The sequence below is a fragment of the Pseudonocardia sp. Ae505_Ps2 genome (assembly GCF_001932425.1).
Taxonomy (GTDB): domain Bacteria; phylum Actinomycetota; class Actinomycetes; order Mycobacteriales; family Pseudonocardiaceae; genus Pseudonocardia.
The window spans coordinates 845,774-859,689 of sequence record NZ_MCIP01000001.1 but is presented as its reverse complement, the minus strand read 5'-3'; the positions used below and the strand labels follow the sequence as shown (position 1 = coordinate 859,689).

Sequence of the window (13,916 nt, the reverse complement as noted above, 5' to 3'; positions counted from 1 at the left end):
ATGAGCAGTACGACGGTCCGGCCGTTCGCCGACGCGCACGACATCGAGCACCTCGGGGACGGCCGGTTCCGCGCCCGGCTCGACGGGACCTGGGCGATCGGGGACAAGGCGTTCGGCGGCCTGCTGATGGTGCTCATGGCGAAGTCCGGGCTGGCCCGCCTCGCGGCCGACGAGGCCCCCGCACCCGACCCGCTCGCCGTCGCCGTGGACTTCCTGCGCGCGCCCGACCTGGGGCCGGTCGAGATCACGACCGACCCGCTCAAGATCGGGCGGACGGTGTCCACGGTCGCCGTCCGCCTGCACCAGCAGGGCCGGCTCATGCTGCACTCCACGGTCACCGCGGGTGTGCTCCCGACCGACGCCCCGCGCCTGGACGACGGCTCTGCGCTCGCCGTCGAACCGGACCCGGACGCGCTCGACCCGGCCTCGGCCGAGGGTGGCGCGCGCGGCCTCGCCGCCGCCTGCGAGCTGCGCTACCCGCGCGGTGCCCTGCCGTTCCTGCGCGGCGAGACCGGGCCGCCGGAGATGGCCGGCTGGGTCCGCCCGCGCGGGGAGGAGCCCGACGTGCTGTTCGCGCTGATGTCCGGCGACATCCTGCCCCCGACGGTGTTCAACCTCGGCGGCTCCCTCGGCTGGGCGCCGACGGTGCAGCTCACCGCGCTGCTGCGGGCCCGCCCGGCTCCGGGCTGGCTGCGGGTCGAGTCCCGCTCCGGCGCCGTGGCGAGCCCGTCCGCCGGTGGCGGGGTGTCGAGCGCGCAGTTCGACGAGGACGTCACCGTCGTCGACGCGCACGGCCGCACCGTCTGCCAGGCCCGCCAGCTCGCCCTGGCCCCACAGGCCGGCTGAGGGGTTCCTACGCTCCTCCCATGACGAGGATCGCGGTACTGGGTGGGGGACGGATCGGCGAGGCGCTGCTCGGCGGGCTGCTGGCGGCCGGGCGGTACGCCGGTGACCTGGTGGTGGCCGAGCGGTCCCCGGCCCGGGCGCAGGAGCTGACCGCGTCGCTGGGGGTGACCGCGGCCCCGGTCGACGAGGCGGTGCGCGGGGCCGGGACGGTGGTCGTCGCCGTCAAGCCGCAGGACGTCGTCACGCTGCTCGGCGAGGTCGCCGGAGTGCTGGAGCCTGGCGCGCTCGTCGTGTCGCTGTGCGCGGGCCTGCCGACCTCGCTGTTCGAGGGCGCCCTGCCCGAGGGCACGCCGGTCGTGCGGGTCATGCCGAACACCCCGATGCTGCTGGGCGCGGCGATGTGCGCGATCTCCCCGGGTGCGCACGCGACCCCCGCGCACCTCGACGAGACCGAGACGCTGCTGTCCACCGTCGGCGCGGTGCTGCGCCTGGACGAGGCGAAGCAGGACGCCGCGACCGCCCTGTCCGGCTCCGGGCCCGCGTACTTCTTCCTCGTCGCCGAGGCGATGATCGAGGCCGGGGTCCGGCTGGGCCTGACCCGCCCGGACGCGACCGAGCTGACCGTGCAGACCGCGCTCGGCGCCGCGCGGATGCTGCGCGAGACCGGCGAGCACCCCGCGGTGCTGCGGGAGAACGTCACCTCGCCCGCCGGGACCACGGCCGCCGCCCTGCGCGAGCTGGAGCGGCACGGGCTGCGCACGGCACTGGCCGACGCGGTCACCGCAGCGTACGACCGCTCGGTGGCGCTCGGTCGCGGCTGACCGGACCAGCGGTACCTCGTTCAGCGCATCGTATGACGCAAAGTCACTCGGACGCGCCGTGCCGTAGCACGATCGAGCCCCCCCTCTGGCGGACCGATCGTCACATCCGCCCCGGTAGACTGCACCTGCATCCCCCACCACCGGGCGAACCGGGGAACCCCTCTCGGGGGAGGAAGGCGGTGCCCCATGGCGGCGGAACGACCCGAGCCCCTGCGGTCGTCCCAGGTCCAGTTCCTGACGGTGGCCGAGGTCGCGTCGATGATGCGCGTCTCCAAGATGACCGTGTACCGGCTCGTCCACTCGGGCGAGCTGCCCGCTGCGCGGGTCGGTCGCTCGTTCCGTGTGCCGCAGCGCGCGGTGGAGGACTACCTGCGCAACGCCTACTTCGACGCGGGCTGATCCCCCGTGGGGTGACGGCCGGTACGCCCGGGTAGACTGGTGAACCGGCTGCCGACCCCCACCGGTCGCATCGCGTCGTCGCCCGCTCCGGCGGGCGTCGCCCGGCCCGCGCCTCGTGTCCACGTGCACGGATCGTGCGGGCGGCCCACTCCGAGGTCACCCGGTGGAGCGGTCGCTGACGATCTGCGTCGACACAGGAGGAGCACCCACATGGGCTCGGTCATCAAGAAGCGCCGCAAGCGGATGTCGAAGAAGAAGCACCGCAAGCTGCTGCGCAAGACCCGGGTGCAGCGCCGCAAGCTCGGCAAGTGACTCGCGCACCGGCCGCGTGCCCGCCCTCCGGCGGGTGCGCGGCCGGTGTCGTTGTGGCGGTCCGTACCCCGGTCGGACGCGTCGCGCACCTCACGTGTCCGCGTACCTGCCCGGTGTGACGGGGCGGGTCTACGATCGGACGATCTCGCGTCAGCCCCCGGTGAACGGAGCGCCCATGGACCGGCCGACCCCGAACGTCGTGCTGGTCACCGGGGTCAGCGGCTTCCTCGGCGGGCACCTCGCGGCCCGGCTGGCGGCCGACCCGTCCATCGACCGGGTGCTCGGTGTGGACACCGTCCCGCCGCCCCGGGACCTGCTGAAGCGGATGGGCCGCGCCGAGTTCGTGCGCGCCGACATCCGCAACCCGCTCATCGCGAAGGTCATCTCCTCCGGAGGCGTCGACACGGTCGTGCACGCGTCGCTCTCGGCCAGCCCCGCATCGTCGGGCGGCCGCGCGACGATGAAGGAGATGAACGTCATCGGCACGATGCAGCTCCTCGCCGCGTGCCAGAAGGCGCCGAGCGTCCGCCGCGTCGTGCTCAAGTCGACGACCGCGGTGTACGGCTCCAGCCCGCGCGACCCCGCCGTGTTCGACGAGGCCATCGGGGCCAAGGACCTGCCGTCGGGCGGCTACGCCAAGGACGCCGCCGAGATCGAGGGCTACCTGCGCGGGTTCAGCCGTCGCCGCCCGGACGTCACCACCACGGTCCTGCGGTTCGCCAACTTCATCGGCCCGCGGATGGACACCGTGCTGTCGCGCTACTTCGCGCTGCCGGTCGTCCCCACCGTGCTGGGCTACGACGCGCGGATCCAGCTGCTGCACGAGGAGGACGGCCTCGCCGTGCTGGAGCGTGCCGCCACCCACGAGCTGCCGGGCGTGTTCAACGTCGCCGCGCACGGGGTGCTGATGCTGTCCCAGGCCATCCGCCGTGCCGGCAAGATCGCCGTCCCGGTGCCGAGCGGTGCGGTCGGGCCGGTCAGCCGGGTGCTGCGGGGCGCGCGCGTCGTGGACTTCTCCCCGGAGCAGATGCGCTTCCTCAACTTCGGCCGGGTCGTGGACCTCACCCGGCTGATCAACGACTTCGGCTTCGAACCACGGTGGACCACCACCCAGGCGTTCGACGACTTCGTGCGCGGCAAGGCGCTGGCGCCGGTCCTCGGCCCGGAGCGGATCGCCTCCATCGAACGGGGCGTGCTCGGCCTGGCCCGGGCGCTGCGGTGACGGGCCGGGACGGCGGCATGCGGGCACACGAGCAGGGACGGCCGGGCGGCCGCGGTGGCACGAGGAAGGGCGACGGCATGGCCGAGGCGCGGGTGATCCCGATCCGGGGCAACCGGGGGCCTGCCCGGCCTGCGCGGGCGGAGGAGCCGTCACGACCCGCGCCGGTCCCCTCCGCGGCCGAGCCCGAGGAGACCGAGGGCCCGGCCTGGGAGGCCGCGCTGGAGCAGGTCCTGGAGTTCCTGCGCCGCAGGCTCGCGGGCGACTACCCGATCGACGAGTTCGGCTTCGACCGCGAGCTCACCGACGCGATGGTGCTGCCCGCCCTGCGCCCGCTCTACAAGCGCTGGTTCCGGGTCGAGACCATCGGCACCCACCACATCCCCGAGACCGGTGGCGCGCTGATCGTCGCCAACCACTCCGGGACGCTGCCGCTCGACGCGGTCATGACCACCGTCGCGGTGCACGACGACCACCCGTCGCACCGGCACCTGCGGCTGCTCGGCGCCGACCTCATGTTCACCATGCCGGTGTCCGGCTCGCTGGCCCGCAAGGCCGGCGCGACGCTGGCCTGCAACCCCGACGCCGAGCGGCTCATGACCTCCGGCGAGCTCGTCGGGGTGTTCCCCGAGGGGTTCAAGGGCATCGGCAAGCCGTTCCGGGACCGCTACAAGCTGCAGCGGTTCGGCCGCGGCGGGTTCGTCTCCGCCGCGTTGCGGACCGGGGTCCCGATCATCCCGTGCTCGATCGTCGGCGCCGAGGAGATCTACCCCAAGATCGGTGACCTGGCGCCGCTGGCCCGGCTGTTCGGCGCGCCGTACTTCCCGGTCACGCCGACCTTCCCGCTGCTCGGCCCGGCGGGGCTGATCCCGCTGCCGTCGAAGTGGTACATCGAGTTCGGCGAGCCGATCCGCACCGACGACCACGCGCCGTCCGACGCCGACGACCCGATGCTCGTGTTCAACCTGACCGACCAGGTCCGGGAGACGATCCAGCACACGCTGTACCGGCTGCTGTCCCAGCGCCGCAACGTGTTCCTGGGATGATCCGACGGCCGGACCCGCTGCGGTGGCTGTGGTACGCCGCCGGCGGGCGGCTGCCCGCGCGGTACCGCGAGTGGGTGCTGCACGACACGACCTGCCGGACCTGGCACCTGCGCCACTTCGCGCGCACCGCGGCGGTGCTGACGCTGCTGTCGGTGCCGCTGGCCCTGGTGATCCCCGGCCCGCTGTGGCTGCGGCTCAGCGCCCTGCTGCTCGGCTGGCTGGTGTCGCTGCAGTACGCGCTGTTCGTGATGGAGGAGTCCGTCGAGCACCGGGTGGTGAAGGCCGGCTACCCCGCGGGCACCGCCCGCGCGACGCGGCTGGAGGCCACCGCCGACGAGCGGGCCGAGGCCGCCCGCCGCTACGCCGAGCGCTATCGCGGGGCCCCGCCACCCTGAGCGGCCGGGCGGGTCAGCGCTTGCGGTAGGCCATCCCGGCCGCGACCGCACCGGCGACGGCGCCCGCACCGAGCACCGAGGGCACCCCGATCCTGGCGGCCTTGCGGCCGGTCCGGAAGTCGCGGATCTGCCAGTTGCGGGCCTTCGCGACGTCGCGCAGCTCCGAGTCCGGGTTCACCGCGACCGCGGTCCCGACCGCCGACAGCATCGGGACGTCGTTCACCGAGTCCGAGTACGCGGTGCAGCGACGCAGGTCCAGACCCTCCGACGCGGCCAGCGCGCGGACCGCGTGCGCCTTCGCCGGACCGTGCAGGATCTCGCCGACCAGCCGCCCGGTGTAGAGCCCGTCGACGGACTCCGCGACAGTGCCCAGCGCCCCGGTCAGCCCGAGCCGCCGCGCGATGATGCGGGCCAGCTCGATCGGCGTCGCGGTGACCAGCCACACCCGCTGGCCGGCGTCGAGGTGCATCTGGGCCAGCGCCCGGGTCCCGGCCCAGATCCGGTCCGACATCAGCTCGTCGTAGATCTCCTCGCCGAGCGCGACGACCTCGTCGACCGGACGGCCCGCGACGAACGACAGCGCGGTGTCGCGGTGCCCCGCGATGCCGCCCTTGTCCTCCCGGCCGCCGACCCGGAACTTGATCTGCTGCCAGGCGAACCCGGCCAGGTCGGAGGTGGTGAAGAACTTGCGCGCGGCCAGCCCACGGGCGAAGTGGAAGATCGACGCGCCGACCATCATCGTGTTGTCGCAGTCGAAGAACGCGGCGGCGGTGAGGTCCGGCGGGGCGCCGTCCCCGCCCTCCGGGCCGTCGGGGTGGTCGTCGGCCTCGGCGGCGACGGCCGCAGCGGCGGAGGCCTGCCCCGCCCGCTGCGCGGAGTCGAGCGCGGTCGCCCGCTCCAGCACCCCCGGCTCCTCGGAGAGCCCGGTGTCGATGGGCGGGTGAGACTCGCGGGTCCCGCTCTGGTCGAGAGGGGGGACGGACCCGGGATCACTCACCACGGCGGCCTTCCTGGTGCGACGGCGTCTCGCGTCCCGAGGGGATCGGGGCGCGGCCCCAGCCTACTGCCGGAACGCGGGAGCGGGCCCGGCCTCCGGTACGTGACACGTGTCGACGTACCGGGCGCCGGGCCCGTCCCCGTGGTCTCCGGGCTGGATCAGCCGAGGGTGACCGGGCCGAGGCCCGGCAGCAGCGGCGGGATCGTGATCGGCGGCAGCAGGCGGTTCTGCTCCGCCGACGGCTCCGACGAGCTGCTCGACCCGCTCTCGGAGGTGGCCGAGCCACCGCCGTCCAGCAGCGGCAGCCCACCGCCGTCCTGCGAGGACCCCGAGGTGGTCGGGGGCTGGGAGGTCGAGGTGGCCGGACCGGAGGTCGGCGACGGCGTGCCGGTCGCGGACTCCGACGGCGTCACCGGTGCGGACTGCTCGACGGCCTGGGCCGCGGAGGGCCCACCCGCGGTGCGGCACTCGCCGGGCACCGGGCCGAGGTCGTCGACCGTGCCGCCGCTGTCCGCGGCGCAGCCGGTGCCGGCCCGCAGCGCCTCGGCCCGGGTCAGCACCCGGTCCAGCAGGCGGATGGCCTCCGAGGTCTCCCCGCGGCTCTCGGCGGGCAGGTCGGACTGCAGACGGGTGATGCGCCCGGACTGGGCGGCCGCCCAGGTCCGCAGCTCGGCCAGACGCGAGGTGTCCGCGCCGTCGGTGCCCGCGCCGGCCAGCATCAGCCTGCTGCCGGTGCTGGTGGCCCGGTCGAAGTCGCCCATCGCGGACGCCACCGCGTCCGGCGACGGCGGCGTGGACCGCGCGACCAGGCTCTCCAGCTCGTCGACCCGGGAGCGAGCCAGGTCGAGCTGGCGGGCGGCCTCGGCCTGCTGGCCGACGGTGAACACCCCGCCGACGCTCTCGCTGGCGCGCTTCATGCCGTACATCGCGTCGCCGGGCAGGGCGTCGCGGCTGACGGTCGAGGTCACACCGGCGATCACCGCGAGCGCGGCGAACCCGCCGACGACGACGCCGAAGCGCTTGCGCACGCTCGGGCGACGGCGGTCCAGCATCCGGGCGCCGGACGACGCCGGACGGGCGGAGTCGTCGCGGCCGGGCCCCGCCTCGGCGTCGCGGGCCGGTCCGGCCGGGGCACTCACCTGCTCGGGGTGGTCCGGGTGGTCCGACGGCAGCACGTGGCGGCCACGCCGCGGACGGCCGCCGCGACCGGTCGGGTCGTCCGCGGCCGGGGCGTGCTCGCCGGCGGCGCGGCGGTTGGACACCGCGTCCCAGTCGAGGTCGTCGGCGATCGGCGGGCCGATCGGCGCGGTGAGGTCGGCCGGGTCGACGCGGTCGAACCGGCCGCCGAACGAGGGCCCGCCGGACTGCTGCCCGACGCCCTCCTGGGCCAGCACCTCGAACAGCCGTGCCCGCATCCGGGCCGAGGCGTGCGGATCGGGCGAGAGGTCACGCCGCGAACGGTCCAGCGCGGCGGCCAGCGCGATCTCGTGCGCCAGCTCCTCCGATGCAGGGGCACCCGCCGGCGCGCGGTCGAAACCGTCGTCGCCGGGATACCCGTCGTCCCATGCCCTGGGCATGCCGTCCGTCCTCACTGCAGTCTCGCGCTGCTCGTCGGCGCGTGTGGCGCCGTCAGTGCGCGCCGGTCGGTACAACGACCGACTGCGGACGAGGTTACGGCCTTCCAACCGTTCACCGCATCGAGTAGTGCGTTCGGCGCAGTGATCGACACACCCTCTCGCGTTCCGGCTGTTCCGGCGGGAGACCCGCTCACCGCAGGCCGTCCGGGAGGAGCTGTGCGAGGCGACGCACCGCGCGGTGCTGCAGCGCCTTGACCGCACCCTCGTTGCGGTCCATCAGCTCGGCGGTCTCGGCGACCGAGAGGCCCTTGAGGAACCGGTACTGGATGCATTCGCGCTGGTCGGAGTTGAGCTTGGCGATCGAGGCCAGGAGCTCGTCGTTGGTGGCCATGTCGAGCACCTGCTGCTCGGGGCCACCGGTGCTGGGCGACAGCTCGACGATCTCCGAGGTCGTCTGCTCCAGCCGGAAGCGGCTGGACTTGACGTAGTCGAAGATCAGGTTCCGGGCGATGGTGACGAACCAGGCCCCGATGTCGCGGCCCTGGTAGCTGACCGAGGAGATCCGGCGCAGGGCCCGGACGAAGGTCTCCTGGGTCACGTCCTCGGCGAAGGACCGGTCGCCCATCCGGAACAGCACGTACCGGTAGACGACGTCGTGGTAGCGCTCGTAGAGCTCGCCGAACGCGGCCACGTCGCCGGCCTGGCAGGCCTCGACCAGTGCCCAGGAGCTGTTCGCGTCCTCGACGGCGCGGGCGGCCTCGTCGGCCGGGTCGGCCTCCGGTCGCTGCAGCTCCTGCGAGATCTGCGGTGCCCGTCGTGGCATCGGCATGTCCTGCTCGGTACGGCCCGGCGGACCCGACCGGGTGGTCCGGCCGTCCGGGCGGTGTAGCGCAGGGCCTGCGGGGTACGTGGGGGGAGCGTCGACCAGGGGAGCGGACGCGATCGGCCCCGTCGGCTGGGACGGCGCAGAGGTCGCTGAAGTCACGGACACCTCCCCGTCCGGCTGGGGGCGGACGGTGTCGGGTCTGTCCTCGCCGGGTTCGGGGGCCCGGGGCGGACGGACGGTCTCGGGGATGGTCTCGGAGCGCTGCTGTCGGAGCAGCCGGTGCGGTCGCGTCGGCCGGGTCATGGATCCCGGGGGGTCGGACGGGGTACGGCTCGGCGGGCGACCCGGCGGGCGGGGACCGCCGGCGCGTCCCGCGCGGCGCGGCACGGTGTGCACCGTGGCGCGCTGGCGTCGAGCTGCATGCCACTCCCTCGGGTGAGTCGCGCGACGAACCGGCGGTTCACGCGTTGAACTACATGTAGCGGCGGAGCATAGACGTCTGTCGAGTGGCGCAGCGCACTCGCCGCCTCTCGTCGCGTGCCGTTCCGGCGAGCGGCCCGATACGCGCGGTGGACGAACCGTGCGCGAAGCGTGTCCGAATCGACACGTGGCGTACACAGCGGTGAGCGGTCCCTCGGGGCGCGACGGTCCCGGCCGGGTTTGGAACACTGGCCGTGACGCGTGCCGACGAGCCGACCCCGCCCCGGCGGGGTCCGAGGATGGAGACCGCCGTGCCGAGTTCCGACCCCGCGCCGGGCCACCGTCCCGAGCGGCCCACCCACCTCGCCGACCTGGTGGCGCGCAACGCCTCCGAGCGCCCCGGGCACGACGCCGTCCGCGACCTGTCCGGCGCGGCACCGCTCACCCTGACCTGGTCGGCGTTCGACGCGGCGGTCTCCGCCGAGGCCGCCCGGCTGCGTGCGGCGGGCGTCCGCCACGGCGACCGGGTCGCGATCGGCCTGCCCGACGGGGCCGACTACTGCGTGGCGTTGTTCGGAGCGCTGCGGGCCGACGCGGTCGTCGTACCGTTCGGCGCAGGCGCGGTGACCCGCGAGCTGGAGGTCGTGCTCGACCAGGCCCGGCCGGTCGCGGTCGTCGCCCGCCCCGACGACGCCGTCGCGGCCGGCTGCGCCGAGGGCGTCGGCGCGACGCTGCTGGGCCCGCCGGACCTGGCCGCCCCGGTCCCGGACGCCCCGGTCGACCGGGCCCCCGCCGACCCCGAGCGGATCGCGCTGGTCGTGTTCACCTCCGGCACCACCGGGCGTCCGCGCGGGGTGCGGCTGTCGCACCGCGCGCTGCTGGCCAACCGCGAGCAGGCGGGGGAGCTCCGCCCGGCACCGGTCAACGCGGTCGACCGGGTCCTGCTGGCGCTGCCGCTGTTCCACGTCTACGGGCTCGCCGCCGGGTTGCTGCAGGTCTGCTGGACCGGCGCGACCGTCGTGCTGCCCGGCCGGTTCTCCCCGGACCGGCTGGCCGAGGCGGTCGTGCAGGAGCGGGTCAGCGTCGTGGCCGGGGTGCCGTCGATGTTCCGGATGCTGCTCGACCTCGGGCCCGAGCGGCTGCGCGCCGCGATGGCGGGGGTGCGGCTGTGCACCTCCGGCGGCGCCCCGCTGCCCGCGAGCTGGCTCACGGACTTCCGCGCGGCGAGCGGGCTGGACCTGCACGAGGGCTACGGCCTCACCGAGGGCGGGCCCGTCGTCACCAGCAACGACCTGGGCCGCCCGGCCAAGCCGCGCTCGGTCGGCCGGCCGCTGCCCGGGGTGGAGCTGCGTCTGGTCGACCCCGCGGGGCAGCCGCTGCCGCGGCGCGACCCGGAGCCGGCCCCGCGCGGCGAGGACCCGCTCGACGACCTCGACTACGACGACGACTCCGACCCCGCCGACGACACCGGCCTGATCGCGCTGCGCGGCCCCAACCTGTTCTCCGGCTACTGGCCCGACGGCTGCGGCGGCCCCGGTGAGGACGGCTGGTTCGTCACCGCCGACGTCGGCTACCTCGACGCCGACGGCGACCTGCACCTCGTCGACCGGTCCTCGGACCTGGTCATCGTCAACGGCTTCAACGTCTACCCGCGCGAGGTGGAACAGGTCGTCGCCGAGCTGGACGCGGTGGCCGAGGTCGCCGTCGTCGGGGTGCCCGACGACCGGACCGGCGCCGCGGTCAAGGCGGTCGTCGTGCCCGTCGCGGGCGCCGAGCTCACCGAGGAGACGGTCGCCGAGCACTGCGCGGCCCGGCTCGCCCGGTTCAAGCGGCCCGCCGTCGTCGCGTTCGTCGACGAGCTGCCCCGCACCCCGACGGGCAAGATCGCCCGGAGGACACTGGCGAGGATGTGAGATGCGGGTACGACTGCTGACCCGGGTGGGCTGCCACCTGTGCGACGACGCCGCCGAGGTGCTGGCCCGGGTGTGCGCCGAGACGGACACCGGCTGGGACACCGTCGACGTCGACTCCGACGACGAGCTGCGCGCCGAGTACGGCGACCAGGTGCCGGTGGTGCTGCTCGACGGCCGTGAGCACGACTCGTTCCGGGTCGACGAGGAGCGCCTGCGCGCGGACCTGGCCCGGCGGTGAGCCCGGCCCCGGGCGGTCCGGCCTCCACCGTCGACGGTCGGGCCTTCCCCGACGGAGGCCCGGCCGGCAGGGGGACGCGGCCGGCCCGTCCCGCGCCGCCCGCCCGCACCGCCCTGGCCGGGCTCGCCGCGGCCGCGCTGGGCGTCGGCGCCGGGCAGGCGCTCGCGCTGCTGGTCGCCCCGGCCGCCGGGCCGGTGAACGCCGTCGCCGAGCAGGTCGTGGCGCTCACCCCGCCCGCGCTGGCCGGTGCGGCGACGGTCGGGGCCGGGATCGGCAGCCGCCACACCGTCGTCGCCGGGGTGCTCGTCGTCCTGGCGCTCGCCGCGGCCGGGCTCGGGGCGCTGTCGCGCCGCTCACCGTGGCCCGGTGCGTGGGGGCTCGCGGTGCTCGGGCTGGCGGGCGTGGTCGCCGCGGCGACGGCGTCGGGCGCCGGTCAGCTCGACATGGTCCCGGCGGGTGCCGCCGCGGTCGTCGCGGTGACGGTGTTCCGGAAGCTGCACGCGCTGGCGGCCCGGATCCCCGCCCCGACCGCGGACGGGACGCTGCCCGACGGGCGGCCGGTCCGGTCGTCGCTGACCCGGCGGCGGTTCCTGCGCACCACCGCGCTGGCGGGGGCGGGCGGGGTCGTGCTGGGCACCGGGGCCACGGCCGCCGCGCCGCTGCTGCCCTCGGGCCGGATCGGGCCCGCACGCGAGGCGCTCACCGCCCGGATCCGGACGCTCGCCGCGCAGGGCCGCATCGCGGCCGCACCGGCGCTGCCCGCGGGGGCACAGGTGCCCGGCGCGGCCGCGTTCACCACCGCCGTCGACGACTTCTACCGGATCGACACCGCGCTGCGGGTCCCGTCGGTCGACCCGGCGTCGTGGAGCCTGCGGGTGCACGGGCGGGTCGGGCGCGAGCTCACCCTCACCCTCGACGACCTGCTGGCCCGCCCGCTCGTCGAACGCTGGGTGACGATGGCGTGCGTCTCCAACGAGGTCGGCGGCGACCTCGTCTCCACCACCCGGTTCACCGGCGTCGAGCTCGCGCCGCTGCTCGCGGCCGCGGAGCCCGACCCGGCCGCGGACCAGGCGCTGTCCACCTCCACCGACGGCTGGACGGCGGGCAGCCCGTCGTCGCTGCTGCTCGACCCCGCCCGCGGCGCGCTGCTCGCGGTCGCGATGGCCGGCCCCGACGGCCCGGTCGCGCTCCCGCCCGAGCACGGCTTCCCGGTGCGGATCGTCGTCCCCGGGCTCTACGGCTACGTCTCGGCCACCAAGTGGGTCACCGACATCGAGTTCACGACGTTCGGCGCGCGCGCCGACTACTGGCGCGCCCGCGGGTGGGCCCCGCCCGGACCGATGGAGACGGCCGCGCGGATCGAGTCGCCCGCCTCGTACGCGAGCGTGCCCGCCGGCCGGGTCGTGGTCACCGGCACCGCCTGGGCGGTGCCCCGGGGGATCCGCCGGGTCGAGGTCGGGGTGCAGGACGGCGGCGGGTCCGGGTCCTGGGTGACCGCCGAGCTCGCGCCGGTGCCCGCCGGCGGGGCGACCTGGCGGCAGTGGCGCGCCGAGCTGGAGCTGCCGCCGGGCGGGTACACCCTGGTGTGCCGGGCCACCGACGGCGACGGCGTCGTCCAGACCGCCGAGCGCCGCTCCCCGCTGCCGGGGGCGGCGACCGGCTGGCCGACCCGCACGGTCACCGTGACCTGAGAGACAGCGAAGGGCGGCGCCGACCTGGATCCCGGTGGGCCCCCTCCGCGCGGAGAGCTGTGTCACGAGCGGTCGTCAGGACTGCGTGACGGTGGTGTCGTGGGGAACGACGTGGCGGTCGTCGCACGACGAGCGGTTCCTGCCCGTCGATCACCGGTAGCTCCAGGTCAGGGGCGGGGTCGAGCACGGAGAGGACCAAGATCGCAACTTTGTGCGTGCCTTCACAAGCGGCTACCGTGGGTTCCCGTCGCCGGTCCCGGTGGCACGGTGCCCCTGCGGCGCCGAGGACGCCGGGTCTCGTCCGTCCGCAGCCCGTCCGGCCGGTTCGCGGGCGTGCCGCGAGCACGCCGACGACCGGCCCCTGTACATCCCCGAACGGAGCACGCCCAGTCTCGATGACCGACCGCCCGCGGACAAGCCCCCGTGAGCAGGACGGCCACCGGGACCCCGGCCGCCCGCCGACCGACGCCCGAGGAGGACGGCCCGTGACCCTGCCGCCCGAGTCCGGCGTCGCCGCGCCCGACGGCACCGGCGAGCGCCCCGCGCGCCCGGTGCCCGAGGCGACCGTGTCCCGGCTCGCGGTGTACCTGCGCGTGCTCGGTGAGCTGCGCGACGCGGGCGTCGAGACGGTGTCGTCCGAGGAGCTCGCCGGTGCCTCCGGGGTCAACTCGGCCAAGCTCCGCAAGGACCTGTCCTACCTGGGTTCCTACGGCGTGCGCGGCGTCGGTTACGACGTCGCCTCGCTGCAGGGTCGGCTGCAGGGCGAGCTGGGCATGGACCAGCGGCAGTCGGTCGCGCTGGTCGGCGTCGGCAACCTGGGCCACGCCCTGGCCGGCTACTCCGGCTTCGCGGGCCGGGGCTTCCCGGTCAGCTCCCTGTTCGACGTCGACGACGACCTCGTCGGCAGTGAGATCAACGGCATCCGGGTGCGGCACGCGCGCGAGATCCCGGAGGTGTGCGCCGGTGACGGCGTCACCATCGGGATGATCGCGACGCCGGGGCCGGCTGCCCAGAAGGTCTGCGACCTGCTCGTGGCGGCGGGTGTGCAGTCCATCCTCAACTTCGCTCCGGTGCTGCTCACGGTCCCGGACGACGTCGAGGTCCGCAAGGTCGACCTGTCGGTCGAGCTGCAGGTCCTCGCGTTCCACGTGGCGCGACGGCACACCGGTGCCGCCGCGGTGACGGACAAGACGAACGAATCGGTGGTGTCGTAGAG

14 protein-coding genes are annotated in these 13,916 nt (G+C 75.3%); 11 read left to right on the top strand and 3 right to left on the bottom strand.

The features are described 5' to 3' along the window. The 7 genes from Ae505Ps2_RS03910 to Ae505Ps2_RS03880 all read left to right on the top strand — a co-directional run bounded on the left by Ae505Ps2_RS03910 (window position 1) and on the right by Ae505Ps2_RS03880 (window position 5,038). Window positions 1-846: a thioesterase family protein gene (locus Ae505Ps2_RS03910; RefSeq protein WP_075333922.1), complete on the top strand. Its 846-nt coding sequence runs from the start codon at window positions 1-3 to the stop codon at window positions 844-846. A gap of 20 nt (window positions 847-866) precedes the next feature. After that, window positions 867-1,667, top strand: a complete 801-nt coding sequence (gene proC / locus Ae505Ps2_RS03905) for a pyrroline-5-carboxylate reductase (RefSeq protein WP_075309974.1) — start codon at window positions 867-869, stop codon at window positions 1,665-1,667. 186 nt (window positions 1,668-1,853) lie between these two features. Further along, on the top strand, window positions 1,854-2,066 hold the full coding sequence (locus Ae505Ps2_RS03900) for a helix-turn-helix domain-containing protein (RefSeq protein WP_020625776.1): 213 nt from the start codon (window positions 1,854-1,856) through the stop codon (window positions 2,064-2,066). A 210-nt stretch (window positions 2,067-2,276) separates the two neighbouring features. Beyond that, window positions 2,277-2,378, top strand: coding sequence for an AURKAIP1/COX24 domain-containing protein (locus Ae505Ps2_RS03895; protein ID WP_010241351.1), 102 nt, complete (start codon window positions 2,277-2,279; stop codon window positions 2,376-2,378). 175 nt (window positions 2,379-2,553) lie between these two features. Then, entirely contained in the window at window positions 2,554-3,600 is a 1,047-nt protein-coding gene (locus Ae505Ps2_RS03890) for an NAD-dependent epimerase/dehydratase family protein (RefSeq protein ID WP_060710443.1), read from the top strand. A gap of 17 nt (window positions 3,601-3,617) precedes the next feature. After that, window positions 3,618-4,643, top strand: a complete 1,026-nt coding sequence (locus Ae505Ps2_RS03885) for a lysophospholipid acyltransferase family protein (RefSeq protein ID WP_233147670.1) — start codon at window positions 3,618-3,620, stop codon at window positions 4,641-4,643. Beyond that, window positions 4,640-5,038 (top strand): DUF5313 family protein, encoded by a 399-nt coding sequence (locus Ae505Ps2_RS03880; protein WP_075309976.1) that lies wholly within the window; start codon window positions 4,640-4,642, stop codon window positions 5,036-5,038. The genes Ae505Ps2_RS03885 and Ae505Ps2_RS03880 overlap by 4 nt, the downstream gene beginning before the upstream one ends. Window positions 5,039-5,051: 13 nt before the next feature. On the opposite strand, the gene Ae505Ps2_RS03875 is transcribed toward Ae505Ps2_RS03880, so the two are convergent. The 3 genes from Ae505Ps2_RS03875 to Ae505Ps2_RS03865 all read right to left on the bottom strand — a co-directional run bounded on the left by Ae505Ps2_RS03875 (window position 5,052) and on the right by Ae505Ps2_RS03865 (window position 8,441). Then, window positions 5,052-5,942 carry an HAD-IB family hydrolase gene (locus Ae505Ps2_RS03875; protein WP_075309978.1) on the bottom strand — a complete coding sequence of 297 codons (891 nt, stop codon included), beginning with the start codon at window positions 5,940-5,942 and terminating at the stop codon, window positions 5,052-5,054. 251 nt (window positions 5,943-6,193) lie between these two features. Continuing rightward, window positions 6,194-7,612 (bottom strand): DUF5667 domain-containing protein, encoded by a 1,419-nt coding sequence (locus tag Ae505Ps2_RS03870; RefSeq protein WP_075553413.1) that lies wholly within the window; start codon window positions 7,610-7,612, stop codon window positions 6,194-6,196. Window positions 7,613-7,802: 190 nt separating this feature from the next. Further along, a complete protein-coding gene (locus tag Ae505Ps2_RS03865) occupies window positions 7,803-8,441 on the bottom strand; it encodes a sigma-70 family RNA polymerase sigma factor (protein ID WP_043280249.1) in 639 nt (212 codons plus the stop codon). 728 nt (window positions 8,442-9,169) lie between these two features. Here Ae505Ps2_RS03865 and Ae505Ps2_RS03860 point away from each other — a divergent pair. The 4 genes from Ae505Ps2_RS03860 to Ae505Ps2_RS03845 all read left to right on the top strand — a co-directional run bounded on the left by Ae505Ps2_RS03860 (window position 9,170) and on the right by Ae505Ps2_RS03845 (window position 13,914). After that, on the top strand, window positions 9,170-10,771 hold the full coding sequence (locus tag Ae505Ps2_RS03860; protein WP_349289816.1) for an AMP-binding protein: 1,602 nt from the start codon (window positions 9,170-9,172) through the stop codon (window positions 10,769-10,771). A 1-nt stretch (window position 10,772) separates the two neighbouring features. Beyond that, window positions 10,773-11,009 (top strand): glutaredoxin family protein, encoded by a 237-nt coding sequence (locus Ae505Ps2_RS03855; protein ID WP_060710448.1) that lies wholly within the window; start codon window positions 10,773-10,775, stop codon window positions 11,007-11,009. Further along, window positions 11,006-12,700: a molybdopterin-dependent oxidoreductase gene (locus Ae505Ps2_RS03850; protein ID WP_083695305.1), complete on the top strand. Its 1,695-nt coding sequence runs from the start codon at window positions 11,006-11,008 to the stop codon at window positions 12,698-12,700. The genes Ae505Ps2_RS03855 and Ae505Ps2_RS03850 overlap by 4 nt, the downstream gene beginning before the upstream one ends. A 485-nt stretch (window positions 12,701-13,185) precedes the next feature. After that, a complete protein-coding gene (locus Ae505Ps2_RS03845; RefSeq protein ID WP_075553411.1) occupies window positions 13,186-13,914 on the top strand; it encodes a redox-sensing transcriptional repressor Rex in 729 nt (242 codons plus the stop codon). Window positions 13,915-13,916 lie beyond the last annotated feature (2 nt).

Excerpts from the sequence above, each read along its gene's own strand:
- Ae505Ps2_RS03910 (WP_075333922.1), top strand. The coding sequence starts at position 1 with ATGAGCAGTACGACGGTCCGGCCGTTCGCCGACGCGCACGACATCGAG.
- proC (WP_075309974.1), top strand. The coding sequence starts at position 867 with ATGACGAGGATCGCGGTACTGGGTGGGGGACGGATCGGCGAGGCGCTG.
- Ae505Ps2_RS03900 (WP_020625776.1), top strand. The coding sequence starts at position 1,854 with ATGGCGGCGGAACGACCCGAGCCCCTGCGGTCGTCCCAGGTCCAGTTC.
- Ae505Ps2_RS03895 (WP_010241351.1), top strand. The coding sequence starts at position 2,277 with ATGGGCTCGGTCATCAAGAAGCGCCGCAAGCGGATGTCGAAGAAGAAG.
- Ae505Ps2_RS03890 (WP_060710443.1), top strand. The coding sequence starts at position 2,554 with ATGGACCGGCCGACCCCGAACGTCGTGCTGGTCACCGGGGTCAGCGGC.
- Ae505Ps2_RS03885 (WP_233147670.1), top strand. The coding sequence starts at position 3,618 with ATGCGGGCACACGAGCAGGGACGGCCGGGCGGCCGCGGTGGCACGAGG.
- Ae505Ps2_RS03880 (WP_075309976.1), top strand. The coding sequence starts at position 4,640 with ATGATCCGACGGCCGGACCCGCTGCGGTGGCTGTGGTACGCCGCCGGC.
- Ae505Ps2_RS03870 (WP_075553413.1), bottom strand. The coding sequence starts at position 7,612 with ATGCCCAGGGCATGGGACGACGGGTATCCCGGCGACGACGGTTTCGAC.
- Ae505Ps2_RS03865 (WP_043280249.1), bottom strand. The coding sequence starts at position 8,441 with ATGCCGATGCCACGACGGGCACCGCAGATCTCGCAGGAGCTGCAGCGA.
- Ae505Ps2_RS03855 (WP_060710448.1), top strand. The coding sequence starts at position 10,773 with ATGCGGGTACGACTGCTGACCCGGGTGGGCTGCCACCTGTGCGACGAC.